We start from the raw sequence: 21,090 nt of genomic DNA, 5'->3' as shown, positions 1-21,090 counted from the left end.
AAAGAAATGTCTGGAAAGCAGCGAAGTTTCACGGGTGGCGTCTGCGGCCCGTTTGAGGAGATAGCATGATCGTTCGTCCCGTACGCAGCAGCGATTTACCCGCTCTGATCGACCTGGCCCGCAGCACCGGCACCGGCTTGACCACTTTGCCGGCCAACGAAGAGCGTCTGGCCCATCGGGTCGGCTGGGCCGAAAAAACCTTCCGCGGCGAAGCCGGGCGGGGCGATGCGGACTACCTGTTCGTGCTCGAAGACGACAATGGGCGCGTGGTGGGTATTTCCGCGATTGCCGGCGCCGTCGGCCTGCGTGAGCCTTGGTACAACTTCCGGGTGGGCCTGACGGTCAGCGCCTCGCAAGAGCTGAACATCTACCGCGAAATTCCGACGCTGTTTCTGGCCAACGACCTGACCGGCAACTCTGAACTGTGCTCGCTGTTCCTGCACGCCGATTACCGCAGTGGCCTCAACGGCCGCATGCTGGCCAAGGCGCGGCTGCTGTTCATCGCCGAGTTCTCGCAACTGTTCGGCAACAAGATCATCGCCGAGATGCGCGGCGTGTCCGACGCCTCGGGCCGTTCGCCGTTCTGGGAAAGCCTGGGCCGGCACTTCTTCAAGATGGAATTCAGCCAGGCCGATTACCTCACTGGCGTAGGCAACAAGGCGTTCATCGCCGAACTGATGCCGAAATTCCCGCTGTACACCTGCTTCCTGTCGCCAGACGCGCGCAACGTGATCGGCCAGGTTCACCCGGACACCGAGCCGGCCCTGGCGATGCTCAAGAGTGAAGGTTTCAGTTACCAAGGCTACGTCGATATTTTCGACGCCGGCCCTGCGGTGGAGTGCGAAACCGCCAAGATCCGCGCGGTGCGCGACAGCCAGGCATTGGTGCTGGCCATCGGCACCCCGGGTGACGACGCCACGCCATTCCTGATCCATAACCGCAAGCGCGAAGACTGCCGGATCACTGCTGCGCCAGCACGCTTCGCCGCCGGTACGTTGGTGGTTGATCCGCTGACCGCCAAACGTCTTCAACTCAACGCTGGCGATCAAGTACGCGCCGTTCCGTTGTCTGCAGCTCGGGAGTCGAAATAATGAATTCGCTATACATCGCCGGTGAATGGCTGGCCGGCCAGGGTGAAGCCTTTCAATCGGTCAACCCGGTGACCCAGCAAGTGCTGTGGGCCGGCGAGGGCGCCACTGCCGCTCAGGTCGAGTCGGCCGTGCAAGCCGCGCGTCAGGCGTTCCCGGGCTGGGCCCGTCGTACCCTGGAAGAGCGCATCGGCGTGCTGGAAGCCTTTGCTGCCGCGCTGAAGAATCACGCGGACGAACTGGCTCGCACCATCGGCGAAGAAACCGGCAAACCCCTGTGGGAAGCGGCGACTGAAGTCACCAGCATGGTCAACAAGATTGCCATCTCGGTACAGAGCTACCGCGAACGCACCGGAGAGAAGAGCGGCCCACTGGGCGACGCCACTGCTGTATTGCGTCATAAACCGCACGGCGTGGTGGCGGTGTTCGGTCCTTACAACTTCCCCGGTCACTTGCCGAACGGTCACATCGTGCCGGCGCTGTTGGCCGGTAACAGTGTGCTGTTCAAACCTAGCGAATTGACGCCGAAAGTCGCCGAGCTGACGGTCAAGTGCTGGATCGAAGCCGGTCTGCCGGCCGGCGTGCTGAACCTGCTGCAAGGCGCTCGCGAAACCGGTATCGCCCTGGCGGCGAACCCTGGCATCGACGGGCTGTTCTTCACCGGTTCCAGCCGTACCGGCAATCATCTGCACAAACAATTTTCCGGTCGTCCGGACAAGATCCTTGCGCTGGAAATGGGCGGTAACAACCCGCTGGTGGTGGATCAGGTTGCGGATCTCGATGCGGCCGTTTACACCATTATTCAGTCGGCGTTCATTTCTGCCGGCCAGCGTTGCACCTGTGCTCGTCGCTTGCTGGTGCCGCAAGGCGCCTGGGGCGATACGCTGCTGGCACGTCTGGTGGCAGTCAGCTCGACCATCGATGTCGGTGCGTTCGATCAGCAACCGGCGCCGTTCATGGGCTCGGTGATTTCCCTCGGCGCGGCGAAAGCCCTGATGGACGCGCAAGAACATCTGCTGGCCAACGGCGCCGTGGCGCTTTTGGAAATGACTCAGCCCCAGGCTCAGTCTGCCTTGCTGACCCCTGGCATTCTGGACGTGACAGCGGTTGCCGATCGCCCGGACGAAGAGCTGTTCGGTCCGCTGCTGCAAGTGATCCGTTACGCTGATTTTGAAGCGGCGATCGCTGAAGCCAACGACACCGCTTATGGCCTGGCGGCTGGTTTGCTGTCGGATTCCGAAGCGCGTTATCAGCAGTTCTGGCTGGAAAGCCGCGCTGGTATCGTCAACTGGAACAAGCAGTTGACCGGTGCGGCGAGCAGCGCGCCATTCGGCGGCGTCGGCGCCTCGGGCAACCACCGCGCCAGCGCCTACTACGCCGCGGATTACTGCGCGTACCCGGTGGCCTCGCTGGAAACCCCGAGCCTGGTGTTGCCAGCGGCCCTGACGCCTGGCGTGAAAATGGCGTAACGCCTAATCGCGGGCAAGCCCGCTCCCACAAGGTCTGCGTGGAACACAAAATCTGTGAACACTGCTGAACCTGTGGGAGCGGGCTTGCCCGCGATGGCCGCGACACGGTCGCACTGAACAGTTAGTTACTGATGCCTAAAAAAACAGATTCTCGTGGAGCCTCGCTGATGAAATCCTATGAAGTCAATTTTGACGGTCTAGTGGGGCCGACCCATAACTACGGTGGCCTGTCCTACGGCAACGTTGCCTCCCAGAGCAACAGCCAGCAATCCTCGAACCCGAAGGAAGCTGCGCTGCAAGGCCTGGCAAAAATGAAAGCGCTGATGGAGATGGGCTTTCAGCAAGGCGTGCTGGCACCGCAGGAACGTCCGGACGTCGGCGCGCTGCGCCGCTTGGGTTTCAGTGGCACCGACGCGCAAGTGATCGAGCGCGCCGCCAAGGACGCAATGCCGCTGCTGGTTGCCAGTTGCTCGGCATCGAGCATGTGGGTGGCCAACGCCGCCACGGTCAGCCCGAGCGCCGACACCGCCGACGGCCGCGTGCATTTCACGGCTGCCAACCTGAACTGCAAATATCACCGCAGCATCGAGCACCCGACCACCAGTCGTGTGTTGGGCGCGATGTTCGCCGACCAGAAGCACTTTGCTCACCACGCCGCGTTGCCGGCCGTGGCGCAGTTCGGTGACGAAGGCGCGGCCAACCACACCCGTTTCTGCCGTGACTATGGTGAAGCCGGCGTCGAGTTTTTCGTGTTCGGTCGCAGCGCGTTCGACACCCGTTATCCAGCCCCGCAGAAGTACCCGGCGCGCCAGACCCTCGAAGCCTCCCAGGCGGTCGCGCGTTTGCACGGTCTGAGTGACGACGGCGTGGTCTATGCCCAGCAGAACCCTTCGGTGATCGATCAGGGCGTGTTCCATAACGACGTGATCGCCGTGGGTAATGGCGAAGTGCTGTTCTATCACGAGGACGCCTTCCTCGACACCGACCAGATGCTCGCTGAGCTGCAAGGCAAACTCGCAAAAGTCGGTGGGAAATTTCAGTCGATCTGTGTACCGCGCTCCGCGGTCACCGTGGAAGACGCCGTTCGTTCCTACCTGTTCAATAGCCAACTGTTGTCGCGTCCTGACGGTTCCATGCTGTTGATCGTGCCGGAAGAATGCCGTGGCAACGAGCGTGTCTGGCAGTACCTGCAAGGCCTGACCAGCTCTGGCGGCCTGATCCGCGAAGTGAAGGTGTTCGATCTCAAACAGAGCATGCAGAACGGCGGTGGCCCGGCTTGCCTGCGGTTACGCGTCGCACTCAACGAAACCGAACTGGCGGCCGTCAACCAAGGGGTTATCATGACGGCTCCGTTGTACGGCACGTTGACCGAATGGGTCGACAAGCACTACCGCGACCGCATGACCGAAAACGATCTGGCGGACCCGCAATTGTTGCTTGAGTGCCGGACGGCACTGGATGAACTGACGCAAATCCTTAAACTGGGCGCGGTTTATCCATTTCAGATCAATTGATATCTCCAGATGAGAGCGTAAATACATGAGCGATACCCTGCAGCTGATCCTTGAAGACACCGACGGCACGCAACTGGAAACTTCCTGCACCCGCGTCGCGGTCATGTGGCAAGGCAAAGAGCTGTGGATCCAGCAGGACGGCCGCGGCCAGCTGCTGATCGGCGTGGACGTCGAAGAGGGTGACGCTGAATACGCCAACCTGCTTCTGCGCCCATTGGCGACTAATCTGGTAAGTCTGCAACTGGAGATGGAACCGGCCGACCTCGGCGATGATGAGGAACACGTGCACGGCCCGGATTGCAATCACGACCACTAAGGAAACCGCTCTATGCTCGCCCTCGGCAAACTGCTTGAACTGACCCTCGCCGGCCGCGAACCGGCGGAGAAGACTCAACTGACAGTCGAAGGCGTACGGATGCGCTGGTTGAGCGAAGGTGCGCTGGAAGTCCGGCCACCTGAAGCTCGCGACAATGGCCTGGACCTGCTGCTGTCGGCCGGTATCCATGGCAACGAAACAGCGCCGATCGAGCTGCTCGATCGCCTGTTGCATGACATCGCCCGCGGTGACTTGAAGCCGCGCGCCCGTATTCTGTTCCTGTTCGGCAATCCCGAGGCTATCCGTCGCGGTGAGCGTTTCATCGAGCAGGACGTCAATCGGCTGTTCAACGGCCGTCACGAACAAAGCAGCGGTTCCGAGGCTTTGCGCGCTTGTGAGCTGGAGCGGCTGGCGGCGACATTCTTCAGCTTGCCGGACCGTAACCGTCTGCACTACGATCTGCACACGGCGATCCGTGGCTCGAAAATCGAGCAGTTCGCCCTGTACCCCTGGAAAGAAGGCCGTCAGCATTCACGCCAGGAGCTGGCTCGCTTGCGCGCCGCCGGCATGGAAGCGGTGCTGTTGCAGAACAAACCCTCCATCGTCTTCAGCTCCTACACCTACGACAAGCTCGATGCCGAGTCCTTCACCCTGGAGCTGGGCAAGGCCCGGCCGTTCGGGCAGAACGAAGGGGTCAATGTCAGCCTGCTGGAAACCCGCCTGAAGCAGATCATCGAAGGCAACGAGCCGCCAATGACCGATGAAGGGCTGGCAGGGTTGCAGTTGTTCAGCGTGGCCCGGGAAGTGATCAAGCACAGCGATAACTTCCGCCTGAACCTGCCGGCGGACATCGAAAACTTTTCGGAATTGAAAGTGGGTTATGTGCTGGCCGAGGATATTGCCAATACCCGCTGGATCATCGAAGAGCAGGGCGCCCGGATCATCTTCCCGAACCCCAGGGTCAAGAACGGCCTGCGCGCCGGCATCCTGATCGTACCGACCACCGACGAAAACCTGGTCTAGGCACAACACCCGTCAAATGTAGGAGCGGGCCTGTGTGGCGAGGGGGCTTGCCCCCGTTGGGTCGCGAAGCGGCCCCCGGTTTGGGTCCAGACAAACCAAGTTATCTGGATTTACGACTGCTTCGCAGCCGAACGGGGGCAAGCTCCCTCGCCACACAAGCCCGCCCCCCACAGGTTTTATCGGTGTTTAGACAGCTACCGCGCGAGGCTCGCTGCGGCGCAATGCACGGGTCTTGTGCAGCGTATCTGCACACGTCTTCGCCGCTTCCTGACCTTTATGCACGAAATGCTCGAAGAAGAACTTCTGATGTTCTTCACCGGCATGGAAGTGGTGCGGGGTCAAAACCACCGAGAACACCGGCACTTCGGTTTCCAGCTGAACCTGCATCAGGCCGCTGATCACCGACTGGGCGACGAATTCGTGGCGATAGATACCGCCATCGACCACCAGGCCCGCGGCGACGATGCCGGCATAACGACCGGACTTGGCCAGCAACTTGGCGTGCAGCGGAATTTCAAAGGCGCCACCGACTTCGAAGAAATCGATGTCCGACTCCTGATAACCCTGGGCAATCATTTCAGCGACGAAGCCTTTACGGCTCTGATCGACGATTTCCTTGTGCCAGCAGGCCTGGATGAACGCGACGCGCTCGCCCTGATGGTTTTTGCTTTTGCTATCGATTGCGGTGGGTTGCATGTTCTGACTCCTGTTTGTGTGAAAAACAGGGCGTTATGAATCGAATGGGATTCAAGGGTGCGCACGCTCGCACGAATGCCTGCGGACGGCCCTTTTGTGTCAATCCCGTTCTCTCTTCATCCGGACTATGACCGTCGGCCCCGGGATCACACCGGGTCTGCTGACCTTGTCGCCATCACAGCCATTGCCGTGCCTGTCGCCAAGCGCTCGCGGGCTATGCGCATTGCGCGCAATTACCGCCGGTGGGGAGTTACACCCCGCCCTGAGAACGTTTTGCCGCCAGAATGTTTGGCGGCGCTGCGTTTTTAACACATATTTACGGGGCGCGCATGGCTGCTTTCTGATGATTGCTATCGGGTTTTCCGAAGGCATACAGCGTCTTTTCCTCGTTCAAGGCTTGATTAATTGTCGGCATGACCGCAGTAATCCGTTTCCGAAACGGATTTTTCCCCTGTTTACCGAGGCCAGATTCATGAGCGTTATCGATCTTCGCAGCGACACCGTCACCCAACCGACCGCAGGGATGCTCGACGCGATGGCCAATGCGGCCACTGGTGACGACGTTTATGGCGAAGATCCGACGGTCAATCGTCTGGAAGCGGAACTGGCCGAACGGCTGGGTTTTGCTGCGGCACTGTTTGTCCCGACGGGGACCATGAGCAACCTGCTGGGCTTGATGGCCCACTGCGAGCGCGGTGACGAGTACATTGTCGGTCAGCAGGCCCACACCTATAAGTACGAAGGGGGTGGTGCGGCGGTGCTCGGTTCGATCCAGCCTCAGCCGCTGGAAGTGCAGGCCGATGGTTCGCTGGACCTGGCGCAAGTCGCCGCCGCGATCAAGCCGGACGACTTCCACTTCGCGCGCACCCGTTTACTGGCACTGGAAAACACCATGCAGGGCAAGGTGCTGCCGCTGGAATATCTGGCCCAGGCTCGCCGCTTCACGCGTGAGCATGGCCTGGCGCTGCATCTGGATGGCGCGCGGCTCTACAACGCAGCGGTCAAGCTGGGGGTCGATGCCAGGGAGATCACGCAGCATTTCGATTCGGTGTCGGTCTGTCTGTCCAAAGGGCTGGGTGCGCCGGTTGGTTCGGTGCTATGCGGCTCGTCGGAATTCATTGCCAAGGCGCGGCGATTGCGCAAGATGGTCGGCGGCGGCATGCGCCAGGCCGGCATTCTCGCGGCGGCAGGGCTGTATGCGCTGGATAATAATGTTCAGCGCCTGGCCGACGACCATGCCAATGCACAGCTGCTGGCCGAAGGCCTGCGCGCAGCAGGGTATGAGGTCGAGCCGGTGCAGACCAACATGGTTTACGTGAAAATGGGCGACAAGGCCGAAGCGATCAAGGCCTTCGCCGCGACACGCGGGGTCAAACTCAGCGCTGCCGGTCGTTTGCGAATGGTCACGCACATGGATGTCAATCGTGCGCAAATCGGGCAGGTCGTCGCGACATTCGTCGAGTTTTCCCGCAACTGATCGCGTTAGGCGTCCAATTGACCGTTTCTATCGTATAAACACGCTGTACCCCGCGCGCAGGGCCGATATAATGCGGCCCTTTGCCGTCGCTTCGTCTGTTGACGTTTCGAACAGGCCTTTGGCCGCAGCCTCCGTGGAAGAACCTAATGAAAAGCGCAGAAATCCGTGAAGCCTTCCTTCGCTTCTTCGAAGAGCAAGGCCACACCCGTGTAGCCTCCAGCTCTTTGATTCCGGGCAACGACCCAACCCTGCTGTTCACTAACGCGGGGATGAACCAGTTCAAGGACTGCTTCCTGGGCCAGGAAAAACGCGCGTACACCCGCGCCGTCAGCAGCCAGAAATGCGTGCGCGCCGGCGGCAAGCACAACGACCTGGAAAACGTCGGTTATACCGCCCGTCACCACACCTTCTTCGAAATGCTGGGTAACTTCAGCTTCGGTGATTATTTCAAGCGTGACGCCATTACCTTTGCCTGGACGTTCCTGACCTCCGACAAATGGCTGAACCTGCCGAAAGAAAAGCTCTGGGTGACCGTCTACGCCAGCGATGACGAGGCCTACGACATCTGGACCAAAGAAGTCGGTGTACCGGCCGAGCGCATGGTTCGCATCGGCGACAACAAGGGCGCGCCGTACGCTTCCGACAACTTCTGGACCATGGGCGATACCGGCCCGTGCGGTCCTTGCACCGAGATCTTCTACGATCACGGCGCCGACATCTGGGGTGGCCCACCGGGCTCGCCGGAAGAAGACGGCGACCGTTACATCGAAATCTGGAACAACGTGTTCATGCAGTTCAACCGCACCGCCGATGGCGTGTTGCACCCGTTGCCAGCTCCGTCGGTAGACACCGGCATGGGGCTTGAGCGGATCAGTGCCGTGCTGCAGCACGTTCACTCGAACTATGAAATCGACCTGTTCCAGAGCCTGCTGAGCGCATCGGCCAAGGCCATCGGTTGCACCAACGACAATCAGGCTTCCCTGAAAGTCGTGGCTGACCACATCCGTTCCTGCGGCTTCCTGATTGCCGATGGCGTGCTGCCGTCCAACGAAGGCCGCGGTTATGTACTGCGCCGGATCATTCGTCGCGCTTGCCGTCACGGCAACAAACTGGGCGCCAAGGGCAGCTTCTTCTACCAGATCGTTGCGGCCCTGGTCGCCGAGATGGGCGAAGCGTTCCCGGAACTGAAATCCCAGCAGGCGCACATCGAACGCGTGCTGAAGGCCGAAGAAGAGCAATTCGCCAAGACTCTGGAGCAGGGCCTGAAGATCCTCGAGCAGGATCTGGCCGAACTCAAAGGCGACGTGGTGCCGGGCGACGTGGTGTTCAAGCTTTACGACACCTACGGTTTCCCGATGGACCTGACCGGCGACATCGCCCGTGAGCGCAGCCTGACCATCGACGAAGCAGGCTTCGAGCGCGAAATGGAAGCCCAGCGCGTGCGTGCCCGCTCCGCCAGCTCCTTCGGCATGGACTACAACAGCCTGGTCAAGGTTGATGTGGCCACCGAGTTCACCGGTTACCACGCCACCAAGGGCTCGGCCAAAGTGGTCGCTCTCTATAAAGAAGGGCAATCGGTCGACGTATTGAGTGAGGGCGAAGAGGGCGTCGTCGTCCTCAATCAGACCCCGTTCTATGCTGAGTCGGGTGGTCAGATCGGCGACTGCGGCTTCCTGCAGGCCGGTGCTTCGCGCTTTGACGTACGCGACACCACCAAGACCGGCGGCGCTTTCCTGCATCACGGCGTGTTGGCGTCGGGCAGCCTGATCGTAGGTGCTCCGGTGGAGACTCACGTCGATGCCGAAGTGCGCCACGCGACGTCGCTGAACCACTCGGCAACTCACTTGTTGCACGCCGCATTGCGCCAGGTACTGGGCGAGCACGTTCAGCAGAAAGGTTCGTTGGTTGACAGTCAGCGTCTGCGCTTTGACTTCAGCCACTTCGAGGCGATCAAGCCTGAGCAGCTGAAAGCGCTGGAAGATATCGTCAACGCCGAGATTCGCAAGAACTCCGAGGTTGAAACCGAAGAAACCGATATCGAAACCGCCAAGCAGAAAGGCGCCATGGCGCTGTTCGGCGAGAAGTACGGCGACAGCGTACGCGTACTGAGCATGGGCGATTTCTCCGTCGAGCTGTGCGGCGGTATTCACGCCACCCGTACCGGCGACATCGGCCTGCTGAAAATCATCAGCGAAGGCGGTGTGGCTTCGGGTGTGCGTCGTATCGAGGCAGTCACCGGTGCTGCGGCGCTGGCCTACTTGAATGCTGCAGAAGAACAACTCAAGGAAGCGGCCAACCTGGTCAAGGGCAGCCGCGATAACCTGATCGACAAGCTGTCGGCTGTGCTGGAGCGCAACCGTCTGCTGGAGAAGCAACTCGAGCAGTTGCAGGCCAAGGCAGCCAGCGCGGCGGGCGACGATCTGTCGGCTTCTGCCCTGGACGTCAAAGGCGTGAAAGTGCTGGCCGTGCGTCTGGACGGTCAGGATGGCAAGGCGCTGCTGGCGCTGGTCGATCAACTGAAAAACAAACTCGGCCGCGCAGTGATCCTGCTCGGCAGTGTCCATGAGGAAAAGGTCGTTCTGGTTGCAGGCGTGACCAAAGACCTGACTGGCCAACTCAAAGCCGGTGATTTGATGAAGCAGGCTGCTGCGGCAGTGGGCGGGAAGGGCGGTGGTCGTCCAGACATGGCGCAGGGCGGTGGTACTGACGCTGGCGCACTGGATGCCGCATTGGCCCTGACTGTTCCATTTGTAGAGCAGGGTTTATAAGGCAGTGTGCATGGCCCGCGGTCTAGTGGCGGGCCAGAACGCTGTTTGAGTGATTATTGGGCGCCCTTCATGGGCAGAGGCGGCTTTGAAATGGCTTTGATCGTACAGAAATTTGGAGGCACCTCAGTCGGCACTGTCGAGAGAATCGAGCAGGTCGCCGACAAGGTTAAGAAATTCCGCGATGCGGGCGATGACCTGGTGGTTGTGCTGTCTGCAATGAGCGGCGAAACCAACCGTCTGATCGATCTGGCCAAGCAAATCAGTGGCGACGGCCAACCGGTTCCGCGTGAACTGGATGTGATCGTTTCCACCGGTGAGCAGGTGACGATTGCACTGTTGGCCATGGCGCTGATCAAGCGTGGCGTGCCAGCGGTGTCGTACACCGGCAACCAGGTACGGATTCTGACGGATAGCGCGCACAATAAAGCGCGTATCTTGCAGATTGATGACCAGAAGATTCGCGGTGACCTGAAGGCCGGTCGTGTGGTGGTTGTCGCCGGTTTCCAGGGCGTCGACGAGCACGGCAATATCACCACGCTCGGTCGTGGTGGTTCCGACACCACTGGCGTGGCACTGGCGGCAGCCCTGAAGGCTGACGAATGCCAGATCTACACCGACGTCGACGGCGTCTACACCACCGACCCGCGTGTGGTGTCCGTGGCTCAGCGTCTGGACAAGATCACCTTCGAAGAGATGCTGGAAATGGCCAGCCTCGGTTCCAAGGTGTTGCAGATCCGTGCGGTTGAGTTCGCCGGCAAGTACAACGTTCCGCTGCGCGTACTGCACAGCTTCAAGGAGGGTCCGGGCACCCTCATTACTATTGATGAAGAGGAAACCATGGAACAGCCGATCATTTCCGGCATCGCTTTCAACCGCGATGAAGCCAAGCTGACCATCCGTGGCGTGCCAGACACCCCGGGCGTGGCGTTCAAGATTCTCGGCCCGATCAGTGCCGCGAACATCGAAGTCGACATGATCGTGCAGAACGTTGCGCACGATAACACCACCGACTTCACCTTCACCGTACACCGCAACGACTACCAGGCGGCGCAATCGGTGCTGGAAAACACCGCTCGCGAGATCGGTGCCCGTGAAGTCGTTGGCGACACCAAGATTGCCAAGGTCTCGATCGTTGGCGTCGGCATGCGCTCCCACGCAGGCGTGGCCAGCCGCATGTTCGAATCCCTGGCGAAAGAAAGCATCAACATCCAGATGATCTCGACTTCGGAAATCAAGGTGTCCGTGGTGATCGAAGAGAAGTACCTGGAACTGGCTGTGCGCGCCCTGCACACAGCTTTTGAACTGGACGCGCCGGCCCGACAGGGCGAGTAATGCGTTTCCCCCGAAGGGCGCGGTCTGACCGCGCCCTTCGTTTTTTTGAATGGTGCGTACCAAAACTGTTCTTTTGCTCGCGCTAGTCAATACTCAGGCATGTAGGGCTGCGACCTTTTGGGTTGTAGGTCGAATGCCTTTTTTTTGCAGACTGTTGTCCCTGAAATGAAATGCGTGAGGAGAAAGGTATGCTGATTCTGACTCGTCGGTGCGCAGAAAGCCTGATTATTGGTGATGGCGAAATCACCGTGACCGTGCTCGGCGTTAAAGGAAATCAAGTGCGTATTGGTGTCAACGCCCCGAAAGAGGTGGCGGTGCATCGTGAGGAAATTTACCTGCGTATCAAGAAAGAGAAGGACGAAGAACCAAGCCATTAATTTTTATCGTTTTTTATGTTTGCAAACGGGGATAAAGCTGGTTAATATACGCCCCGTGTTGCGGAGAGCTGGCCGAGTGGCCGAAGGCGCTCCCCTGCTAAGGGAGTACACCTCAAAAGGGTGTCGGGGGTTCGAATCCCCCGTTCTCCGCCATTATTTGCTTAGTACGTTGTAATCTGGCTTCTTCTGTAAGTTGTTGAAATTACTAGAAAAAGTGCTTTACAAAAAGATTTAACGGCCTATAATGCGCGGCAACAAATGCACTCGTAGCTCAGCTGGATAGAGTACTCGGCTACGAACCGAGCGGTCACAGGTTCGAATCCTGTCGAGTGCACCATTTAAGAGTTGTTTGCAGTAATGTAGATAACTTGGCTTCAACCAGTTGTGATCTGGTATAAAAACACAAATGCACTCGTAGCTCAGCTGGATAGAGTACTCGGCTACGAACCGAGCGGTCACAGGTTCGAATCCTGTCGAGTGCACCAAACACCAAAAAGCCCGCGTTTAACGCGGGCTTTTTGCCGTCTGCGATTTGGCTTTTCCTTTAGTACAACCTTTTTCATCGAACTCGATGTGAGCGCTGCGACCTCGCTTGTTGTCGTAGCGGTAGCTCATGGCTGAGTTTCGGGTGCTGATCTTGTCTGGCTTGCCAAGAGCGCTTTCGACGTCCTGCTGACTCATGCCGGCAACCACTCGTTGATTGATGATCGCGATGCGGCGTTCCTTCGCGCTGAGCAGATTTCCGCATTTGTCCTCGGATTGGCCAACAATCGTCGGCTCTCTCCTTTTGATTTTCATACCTGATGTTTCGCGAGCCTCGGCTTCTGGCATCAAAGCTGTCGTGCTGCCTGGCATGAACGTGTGCACGTCTTGAAGCGAAAGGCTTTCTCCAGTCGTACAGCTCAAGGTCGTGAAGGTGATGCGTCCATCAGGGGCTTCGCACCGGTGGACGGTCGTAGCAAGCGCCCAGGGCGGCAGGCAGAGCAGGGCGGCAAGTAAAAGATAATCAGCATTCCATGGCATTCGACGTCCTCCTTGACGGTCCTTATCAAGAGTAGCCGCTGCATTTTTCGACTAGGGTGTGTTTTCTTTTCAGGATAAGTCGTCGCAGTTCCATGGATCAGGACAGCGCTCAGGTTTGTCTCGCAAGCGCTTGTTTCAGCCGCAATTTTTTAACGTTTAAAACCGTCTGGCGGTGTTATCATTACGCCCGTCAGCCCCGCCGGGGCTTGTGGAATACCTCCATGGACTTACCCAGTAGTTACTCAGTACCCCGTTTTTACAATCATGAATTGACTGATTGATCCTTCCGGCGTGCCCCGCTGCTGGGAGTGGAGTTCGCCTATGTCTGAAGTTGAAGTAAAGAAAACGCAAGAAAGCTTGCAGGACCGCCTCGCTCAAGTCGTTGAGCTGCTGCATCGCCAGCGGGTGGTCGAAGACCTGACTCATCGCCAGGAAGGTCCGCATCACGACCGGGTCGAGAACCTGGTTCACCGGCAAAACCTCGTCGAGTTGCAACGCAAGCTCGATGATCTGCACTCCGCCGACGTTGCCTACATCCTTGAAGCCTTGCCACTGGACGATCGTCTGACCGTCTGGCAATTGGTCAAGGCCGACCGCGACGGCGACATTCTGCTTGAAGTATCCGATTCGGTTCGTGAAACCCTGATCGCCGACATGGACGATCACGAGCTCCTGGCGGCGGCCAAGGACATGGATGCCGACGAACTCGCTGACCTGGCCTCCGAGCTGCCGCGAGACGTCGTCCACGAGCTGATGGAAACCCTCGATGCTCAACAGCGTGAGCGCGTCCGCTCCGCGTTGTCCTATGACGAGGAGCAGGTCGGTGCGCTGATGGACTTCGAGATGGTGACTATCCGTGAGGATGTCAGTCTCGAAGTGGTTTTGCGTTATCTGCGCCGTCTCAAAGAGTTGCCAAGCCACACCGACAAACTGTTCGTGGTCGATTACGACGGCGTGCTCAAGGGCGTGTTGCCGATCAAGCGCCTTTTGGTCAATGACCCGGATAAACAGGTCTCGGAAGTGATGGCCAGCGATCCGGTGAGCTTCCATCCGGACGAAGACGCTTACGAGGCCGCTCAGGCGTTCGAGCGTTATGACTTGATCTCGGCCCCGGTGGTCGACAAGAACGGCAAGCTGATCGGCCGTCTGACCATCGATGAAATGGTCGACCTGATTCGTGAAGAGAGCGAAAACGAAGTTCTCAACATGGCGGGTCTGCGCGAAGAAGAAGATATTTTTGCGTCAGTGTGGAAATCCCTGCGTAACCGTTGGGCCTGGCTGGCGATAAACCTGATCACCGCGTTTGTTGCGTCCCGGGTGATCGGCCTGTTCGAAGGCTCCATCGAGAAATTGGTAGCGCTCGCTGCATTGATGCCGATTGTGGCGGGTATTGGTGGCAACTCGGGTAACCAGACGATCACCATGATCGTTCGGGCCATGGCGCTGGACCAGGTCAGTACCGGCAATACGTCGAGGTTGATGCGCAAGGAGTTGGCGGTTGCCTTGATCAATGGCCTGGTCTGGGGTGGGGTGATTGGTGTGGTGTCCTACCTGCTTTATGGCAGTTGGTCCCTGGGCGTGGTGATGACCGCCGCCATGACGCTTAACCTGTTGCTTGCGGCATTGATGGGTGTGTTGATTCCGATGACCCTGGCGCGGCTTGGGCGCGACCCGGCAATGGGCGCGAGTGTGATGATCACTGCCATGACTGACAGTGGTGGCTTTTTCATCTTCCTCGGGCTGGCGACGATTTTTCTGCTCTGACTTTCTACCTCAAAAGAACCCGCCCAATCGGCGGGTTTTTTTGGGGTCGAATTTCAGGCAAAAAAAAGCCAGCAATTACGCTGGCTTGAGCTTTCGGGATGAATCAGGATGCGTCTGCAGCCATTTCGGCGTCATGGGCGATCAGCGAAACCAGAGCGTTTTGCTGACGGTGGGAGAGTTGGCGGAAGCGTTGCAGTAGTTCGCGTTCGTGCAATGACAGCTCTGGGCTGTCCAGGCGCATGCTCAATTCTTCGCCCAGCGCACCTTCCTGAATAAGACTCTGCTCAAGGCGCGCGATGATTTCGGAATTCATGCTGCGATGATGATTGCGAGCCACTTCGGCAATGCGTTCACGCATTCCGTCTGGCAGACGTACGACGAACTTGTCAGCCGTACGGCTGGAATAAATTGCCTGTTTCAATGGGCGCATATATTTAACCGGTTAGTTCAGGGGAGCGGTTCTCGGGATTGGCCGCAGGATGTCAGATAGGACAAGCACTACGACCAAATGTTCAACCTGAATTGATAGAGGCGCGCATCATGCCTCAAATTAGCCAGATCATTGGCGTCAATTCTGTGACAAATATTGATCTGGGTAAAGGCTTAATGCCAGCACCTATTATCAGAAATGCGGACTGGTTTGAAAACATTCCATGAGTCCGTATTGCTGACCGCGTCCTCTTGCCCGACAGGTAATGCCCGAAGACGCCTGAAGGTGCATGCTATGCGGATTCGATCCTTGTTCCTTACCTTTTACAGGATAGTGGCAAATGGCCGATTTACTAGGGCAGACGGACGGTATGGGATAATTTCAGGATGGATGGCAGGCTGATTTATTTAATGGGGCCTTCGGGGGCCGGCAAGGATAGCCTCATCGAAGCCGCTCGCAAACCGCTGCGGGCGCGTAATTGTGAGGTTGTGCGTCGGGTTATCACGCGCTCGGCTGAATCCGTAGGTGAAGACGCCATCGAGGTATCCCGTGAAGAATTCGAGCGACGCAGAAGCCAAGGGGATTTCGCGCTGTCGTGGCGGGCCAACGGGCTGGATTACGGTATTCCTGTGCGCATAGATCAATGGCTCAAGGATGGTCGCGATGTGCTGATCAATGGTTCGCGCGGCCACTTGGCAGAAGCGCTACAGCGCTATCCCACGCTTTTGCCGGTGCTGTTGACGGTCAAGGAAGAGGTTCTGCGAGAGCGCCTGCTACGGCGGGGGCGTGAGAACCCGGCAGAAATAGAAGCAAGACTACACCGCAATATGCTGTTCACGGCTGACGATTCAAACGATTTGATTGGTGATGCGCAAATCCGCCGACTCGATAACTCCGGCGACTTGGCTGTGACTGTCGCCAGTCTTCTGGAGCTGCTGAGTGTCAGCGCAGAACCGGATCGAATTTGATCTTGCGCCCGGCGATCAGGGCCAGCACAAAAAGCACACTGAACACACCGCAGGCAATCAAGGGCAGGGTGATGACTCTGTCCTGGACCAAAGACAGATGAAGGATGCCACTCAGTAAAGCGAGGATGAAAAAGCCTGCGGCTGATTTGGACATGCTGTGCTCCTGATGGGGTGAATCAAAATACCAAGCGTTCAAAAGACTGCGTGCGCAGTTGAAGACTCTCCTGGCTTACCTCTTGGCTGACAAAACTGCGTTGATCGCTCGTGACTGCCAATTGAGGCGCTTTTTGCAGCTGCAGGTAATGAGGCGTGCGTTGGGTAACCATCGCAGTATCGTTTGCGGGGAAGAACTGAAAACCCAGCAGAACCGCCAGGGCGACTGCATTCGCGACTAAAAGAGCGCTGTTCATGGGGCTGATCTCCTTTATTCTTTGAGAACAATCGAAGCAGCCCGCATGCCAAAAGTTTAACGGCTATTAAATTCTTTAAAAACAACGATTTAAGATATTTTCACCAAAGGCCGACATTGCATTTTGCAATGATGGCATTTTGCGGTGATGCAATTTGCACGGTAAACAAAGCCACGCCTCTGTGAGGTGTCTGCCTACACTTAAAAAGCCCTACGGACGACATGACAAACGCGGGCCTGCCCGTTAACATGCACGCCGTCCATCCCCGCGCATTGCTTGCGCGTGACTTGTGTCTCAGTAGCTCAATTGGATAGAGCATCCCCCTCCTAAGGGGAAGGTTGGCAGTTCGAACCTGCCCTGGGACACCATATATTTGAAAGCCCCACACAGAGTGATCTGGTGGGGCTTTTTTTGTGGCCATCTATCGGTGGATAAGCTGACTAAAAATCTTCAACTCCACCTTCGGCCTTGCCAATTGATGTGCTCATTCGTGTGATATGTCGACGTCCGTTGACCGAATAACTGCGTTCCTGATCTTCAGATCCCGGTTTGCGCAACGTCAGCAGTGCAAACAGTCCATTCTTGTCGCCGTAGCTCCCGTACCAATTGACCAGTCTTGCGATGAAGCACTCGTTGCCGATGACCACCGGCATATCGGCGACGGGTTCGACTGCGTAGTAACTCGCTCCGAAGCTGTAATAGTCATCACTGTCTTTTACTGAAGGGGGAATGGGGCAGATCGGGGTTTTCTGTTGACCAGTCTCCAGGGCTTCATCTGCATTCACTTCGATCAAGGCTTTCGCGAGTACCTTTTGCAGGGCTGGCTCCAGTTCGAAAGCGGTGGTTCCGTCCTCCAGATATTGAGTGTGGGGCACTGTCAGTTGATAGCCATAGCGAACGGTCAGTGTAGGCACTTTGTTATTGATCTTCAGGGGATTGAGAAGAAAGACCTGGTCAACGCCGTAGCTACCGTTTCGGTAGGCTAAGTAGATTTTTCCGCGAGCCTTGATCCAGTTCACGGATTGGTTGGCGCCGCGTTCATTGGTATAGAAAAGTGGGCCGGATTCATTGGCAGGCTCGGATGTCCTGCTGATGAACCGACCTTCACTGCGACGGTAGGTTTGCGTGTAACTGAACATCCCGGTGCCGCCGGAATTGGTTTCAACGATGAGGTCACGCTGTCCGTCGCCATCCATATCCATCAGCGTGTATGAAGTCTGCCCGGACTCAGCGGCGTTGCCGATGTCGGACGCTTTCAGTGCCTTCCACTCATCCTCTGTAACATCTTGGGGAATGGTCTTGGGAAAGACGGATTGCTCATCTTCACCCAAGTCGCCTGGGAATGACGTTGTGCTGCTGTCGAACGCCATGGAGTCGAGTGCTCGCTCCAGTGCAAATTCCGGATTGTCCTTGCTAAGGTCCTGGATGCGTTGTTGCAAATCCTCCATCGCCTGACTATCGACGTTGTCGGGTTGATAGGCAATGGCGTCGACCCATTGCACGTGCAATGCCTGCAAGCGTTCGCGATAGTGTTGGTCCAGGCAGGCGACGTCTTCGACGCATTCATTGCGCACTTTCAACCAATGGCGCTGGGATTGCTTCAGTTCAACTTGCGCTGGTGAAGCGGCGTTCATCAGCCTTCGATAGGCCGAACCCATTTGCGTATCCAGCTCATACAGTTCTTTGTTCGCGCAAATTGTATTTTCGACAGCGTTTGCCGCTTTTGTGCAGTCCATTCCGGTTGCCAGTGCGTGCTGGAAAAACAGCAGTGCGCAGGCAGATACGATGTAGCGTCCTTTGATGTACACGATGAAATCCTTTTCCAGGGTAGTGCACATTAAACTACGCAACCCAGAGGTTCATCTAACGCGTTGCATTCTCCGATGTATCAAATGGTCAGGGGCAGTGTGAGCGAAGGAGTTGAGTAGTCAGATAATGGTTCGACCTTCCCTGGTCTCCACCATCATCAACTGCTCAACTCCTGCCCACGATCACGCCGTCAGTGTATGGTCCGTATCCCCGAACCAGGTGCGCACCAGATCTGGCCCAGGCGTACCAGCGTGGTCAAGCACCGCCACGTCGACGAAGTTCTTGCCATTACTTGCGCCATCGGTATCCACCTTCACGGTAATGTCGCTGCCGGTCTGCACCACTTGGACAAAGTCCGACACCTGGCTGGTGCCGGCGACAAAGTTCGCCTTGAGCAGTGCGGAGAGGTCGATTTTGTCCCCTTCGGCGTAGTTGTAATCGAGGATATGGTCGCCGCCTTCATTCACGTTGAAGTAGGCAAACACGTCGGCTCCCGCGCCACCGCTGAGCGTGTCTTCGCCGCCACGACCCACGATGATGTCGTTGCCATCGCCGCCACTGATCGTGTCCGCGAGCATGCTGCCTACCAGCGTGCCGCTGGATTCACCGTGGTAGCTGACCTGGGTGCCGGCCTGACCGCCGTCGGTGACCTGGAAGTCTTCCGCCGAGTAATGCCCCAGCAGGTTCACCTCGGCCCGGTGCACGCCGTCGTCCACCGTCAGCAGGCCGCCGGCGCCAGAGGCGTTGGCGTTGTAGCTGAGTTGGGTGTTGGCGCCGAAAGCGAGATTGCCGAACGTCAGCATGTCATCGCTCTCAAGGCCGAGGATGCCGGCCAGCGAGCCCGCCGTTTCGGCCTGTGCAATCACCAGCGTGCCCGCGCCTTCGCCGTGGAAGGCGACGGACCCGTGTGCAGCACCGGAGAAGGTCAGGGTCGCGTTACCGTCGATGGTCGCGCTGCCATCGCCGGTCACATCGGCCAGCAGGTGCAGGTCGCCACCGTTGGCCCACAAGTGGCCGGTGTTTTCGACTGCACTGGCAACCGTCATGCCGCCTGGGCCTGTGGACTCCAGCACCCCGCTGTTGGTGATGGTGTGGGTGCCAGTGTCGAGCACCAGGCTGTTCAGCCCGCTGGCCATGATCAGCCCCGCATTGATCAGCACCATCTGCCCGGCACCCAACTGACCGGCGCCGGAAATACGGTTATCGACGTTGGTCAGTACGGTGTCGGCACTGCCGCCGAAAATTACGTTTTGCGCGTTATCGGATAGCAGCACCTGGCCGCCACCGGTCAATGTCGCGCCACGGAACAGAATCTCAAGGCTGGTCGTGCTGCCGGCGGAGCCAAGCTCGATGGTGCCGCTGTTATTGATGCTGCCACCGAACGGCATGATCGCGCCGTCGGCAATGGTGAGGGTCCCGGTGTTGTTGGTGAGTGGGTCGACATCGAACTGGAAGTTCGCTTCGCTCAAGTCCGCTGCATCGACACCTTTGAGGGTAACTGTCTGGCCGGTGCTGATGCTGACCAATGCATTGCCGTTGGCGTCGTTAGTGATACTCAAGTCTGCAAAGCCGTTGATGCCCGTGAAGCCGACCAAGTCGATCTTGTCCGCCGTGGCATCGAAATTGAAGATCTGGTTGTTGCCGATCGGTTGGGCGAAGACGAAGGTGTCGGCACCGGACGAGCCGCTCAGGTTGTCATCAGCGGACAAGGCGAAGATCGGCGCGCCTGGGGCATAGACTTCGACGTTGTTGAACACGTAGGCACTGGCGGTGCTGCCGTCGCTGTTGCTCCAGTTCATGTTGACATCAAGCACCAACGCCCCCACGAAGTCGCTTGGGGCTGTCACAGTCAATGCGCCGGGATCGTTGGTGTGCACGGTCCATGTGCCGTCGCCGTTGTCGGTTCCTGCATTGAACACCCACCCCGAGGGAACCCCGCTGATGGACACCGTTACAGGGCCGCTGATATCGGCCAACGGAGCGTTGAGGGCTAGATTGATCGGTTCGCCGGCAACGCCTGCCGGAAGGTTGGCACTGCTCCCGGCCGCACCAGCATTACCCGCCAGGTCGGTGTAGCTGTTCGCGGCAACGTCGACTTTTATGCTACCGCCCTGGGTTCTGGTCAGGGTTGCCGTGTAGGTATCGCCATCAACCTGGGTAAAGTTACTGAAGGTTCCGCGAGGCGTTCCGCTTGTTGTAGTCATTGAGACGTCAGAAAGACTGAAGCCGCTCACAACCTCACTGAACTGGAATGTGACCGTCGACGTTGAGCCCATCGAGCTTCCTAAGGCAGTCCCTGTCACTGTCACGGTCGGCGCCACGGTATCGACTGGCGTTTCGACGACGTTCTGCACGTTTACCGTAATGGTCTGAGTATCGATTCCGCCATTGCCGTCGGCCACCTGAACGTCCACAACATAGGCATTGTCGCCGGCGGTCCCACCGACATCCTGGGGATTCTCGTAGTCGGGCGCCGAATTGAACGTCAGCACCCCGCTCGAACTGATCGAGAATTTGCTGAAGTCCGTTCCGGCCGTATTCAGGATCGAGTAGCTCAGCGTCTGCGCTGGTAGATCGGCATCGGTCGCCACCACTGTCGTGACTGCCGTGGTGTTCTCCGCCACGT

At 58.1% G+C, this 21,090-nt stretch carries 18 protein-coding genes, 4 tRNA genes and 1 riboswitch; of the genes, 15 read left to right on the top strand and 7 right to left on the bottom strand.

What is annotated here, in order from left to right; all coding sequences use genetic code 11:
• Positions 1–65 precede the first annotated feature (65 nt).
• The 5 genes from astA to astE all read left to right on the top strand — a co-directional run bounded on the left by astA (position 66) and on the right by astE (position 5,410).
• Entirely contained in the window at positions 66–1,091 is a 1,026-nt protein-coding gene (astA, locus tag AC30D7_RS23910) for an arginine N-succinyltransferase (RefSeq protein WP_490135733.1), read from the top strand.
• A complete protein-coding gene (astD, locus tag AC30D7_RS23905) occupies positions 1,088–2,557 on the top strand; it encodes a succinylglutamate-semialdehyde dehydrogenase (RefSeq protein WP_490135772.1) in 1,470 nt (489 codons plus the stop codon). Before astA ends, astD begins: the two co-directional genes overlap by 4 nt.
• A 167-nt stretch (positions 2,558–2,724) precedes the next feature.
• Entirely contained in the window at positions 2,725–4,071 is a 1,347-nt protein-coding gene (astB, locus tag AC30D7_RS23900) for an N-succinylarginine dihydrolase (protein WP_105346360.1), read from the top strand.
• Positions 4,072–4,096: 25 nt separating this feature from the next.
• Positions 4,097–4,387, top strand: a complete 291-nt coding sequence (locus AC30D7_RS23895) for a hypothetical protein (protein WP_045057447.1) — start codon at positions 4,097–4,099, stop codon at positions 4,385–4,387.
• A gap of 12 nt (positions 4,388–4,399) precedes the next feature.
• Positions 4,400–5,410 (top strand): succinylglutamate desuccinylase, encoded by a 1,011-nt coding sequence (astE, locus tag AC30D7_RS23890; protein WP_019582887.1) that lies wholly within the window; start codon positions 4,400–4,402, stop codon positions 5,408–5,410.
• Positions 5,411–5,596: 186 nt separating this feature from the next.
• Here the strand turns inward: astE and AC30D7_RS23885 are convergent, their stop codons facing one another.
• Positions 5,597–6,106 (bottom strand): 6,7-dimethyl-8-ribityllumazine synthase, encoded by a 510-nt coding sequence (locus AC30D7_RS23885; protein WP_019582888.1) that lies wholly within the window; start codon positions 6,104–6,106, stop codon positions 5,597–5,599.
• Between the two features lie 103 nt (positions 6,107–6,209).
• Positions 6,210–6,380: riboswitch (FMN riboswitch) on the bottom strand.
• 198 nt (positions 6,381–6,578) lie between these two features.
• Here AC30D7_RS23885 and ltaE point away from each other — a divergent pair.
• From ltaE to AC30D7_RS23850, 7 genes are all read left to right on the top strand, one after another.
• On the top strand, positions 6,579–7,583 hold the full coding sequence (ltaE, locus tag AC30D7_RS23880) for a low-specificity L-threonine aldolase (protein WP_490135732.1): 1,005 nt from the start codon (positions 6,579–6,581) through the stop codon (positions 7,581–7,583).
• 146 nt (positions 7,584–7,729) lie between these two features.
• Positions 7,730–10,351 (top strand): alanine--tRNA ligase, encoded by a 2,622-nt coding sequence (gene alaS, locus AC30D7_RS23875; RefSeq protein ID WP_490135731.1) that lies wholly within the window; start codon positions 7,730–7,732, stop codon positions 10,349–10,351.
• 90 nt (positions 10,352–10,441) lie between these two features.
• Positions 10,442–11,683 (top strand): aspartate kinase, encoded by a 1,242-nt coding sequence (locus AC30D7_RS23870; RefSeq protein WP_007934911.1) that lies wholly within the window; start codon positions 10,442–10,444, stop codon positions 11,681–11,683.
• 188 nt (positions 11,684–11,871) lie between these two features.
• The gene (gene csrA, locus AC30D7_RS23865; protein ID WP_002554426.1) at positions 11,872–12,060 is read left to right on the top strand and encodes a carbon storage regulator CsrA; all 189 of its coding nucleotides are present in this window, start codon (positions 11,872–11,874) and stop codon (positions 12,058–12,060) included.
• 62 nt (positions 12,061–12,122) lie between these two features.
• Positions 12,123–12,213 (top strand) — tRNA-Ser (locus AC30D7_RS23860).
• A 107-nt stretch (positions 12,214–12,320) separates the two neighbouring features.
• Positions 12,321–12,397: transfer RNA gene (locus AC30D7_RS23855), tRNA-Arg, on the top strand.
• Positions 12,398–12,468: 71 nt separating this feature from the next.
• Positions 12,469–12,545 (top strand) — tRNA-Arg (locus AC30D7_RS23850).
• Positions 12,546–12,564: 19 nt separating this feature from the next.
• On the opposite strand, the gene AC30D7_RS23845 is transcribed toward AC30D7_RS23850, so the two are convergent.
• Complete coding sequence (locus tag AC30D7_RS23845) at positions 12,565–13,083, bottom strand: cell envelope protein SmpA (RefSeq protein WP_490135730.1); 519 nt, start codon at positions 13,081–13,083, stop codon at positions 12,565–12,567.
• 321 nt (positions 13,084–13,404) lie between these two features.
• Here AC30D7_RS23845 and mgtE point away from each other — a divergent pair, with 321 nt between their 5' ends.
• Positions 13,405–14,847 carry a magnesium transporter gene (mgtE, locus tag AC30D7_RS23840; protein ID WP_490135729.1) on the top strand — a complete coding sequence of 481 codons (1,443 nt, stop codon included), beginning with the start codon at positions 13,405–13,407 and terminating at the stop codon, positions 14,845–14,847.
• A gap of 103 nt (positions 14,848–14,950) precedes the next feature.
• On the opposite strand, the gene AC30D7_RS23835 is transcribed toward mgtE, so the two are convergent.
• Complete coding sequence (locus AC30D7_RS23835) at positions 14,951–15,277, bottom strand: Arc family DNA-binding protein (RefSeq protein ID WP_003178899.1); 327 nt, start codon at positions 15,275–15,277, stop codon at positions 14,951–14,953.
• Between the two features lie 386 nt (positions 15,278–15,663).
• Here AC30D7_RS23835 and phnN point away from each other — a divergent pair, with 386 nt between their 5' ends.
• Complete coding sequence (gene phnN / locus AC30D7_RS23830; protein ID WP_490135728.1) at positions 15,664–16,245, top strand: phosphonate metabolism protein/1,5-bisphosphokinase (PRPP-forming) PhnN; 582 nt, start codon at positions 15,664–15,666, stop codon at positions 16,243–16,245.
• Here the strand turns inward: phnN and AC30D7_RS23825 are convergent.
• Together AC30D7_RS23825 and AC30D7_RS23820 are read right to left on the bottom strand one after the other, a co-directional pair.
• Positions 16,220–16,399 (bottom strand): PA3371 family protein, encoded by a 180-nt coding sequence (locus tag AC30D7_RS23825; protein ID WP_490135727.1) that lies wholly within the window; start codon positions 16,397–16,399, stop codon positions 16,220–16,222. The two genes, phnN and AC30D7_RS23825, sit on opposite strands and share 26 nt — an antisense overlap.
• 22 nt (positions 16,400–16,421) lie before the next feature.
• Positions 16,422–16,655: a hypothetical protein gene (locus AC30D7_RS23820; RefSeq protein WP_490135726.1), complete on the bottom strand. Its 234-nt coding sequence runs from the start codon at positions 16,653–16,655 to the stop codon at positions 16,422–16,424.
• A 291-nt stretch (positions 16,656–16,946) separates the two neighbouring features.
• Between AC30D7_RS23820 and AC30D7_RS23815 the strand changes: the two genes are divergently transcribed.
• Positions 16,947–17,023: transfer RNA gene (locus tag AC30D7_RS23815), tRNA-Arg, on the top strand.
• 72 nt (positions 17,024–17,095) lie between these two features.
• Here AC30D7_RS23815 and AC30D7_RS23810 read toward each other — a convergent pair.
• Positions 17,096–18,463: a lysozyme inhibitor LprI family protein gene (locus AC30D7_RS23810; protein ID WP_490135725.1), complete on the bottom strand. Its 1,368-nt coding sequence runs from the start codon at positions 18,461–18,463 to the stop codon at positions 17,096–17,098.
• 183 nt (positions 18,464–18,646) lie between these two features.
• Positions 18,647–21,090: Ig-like domain-containing protein (locus AC30D7_RS23805; RefSeq protein WP_490135724.1), on the bottom strand; the 2,444-nt coding region annotated here is incomplete at its 5' end.

Source organism: Pseudomonas sp. DF5 (assembly GCF_058148225.1).
Note: the sequence above shows the minus strand (reverse complement) of the source record. Positions and strands in the feature narration are given on the sequence as shown.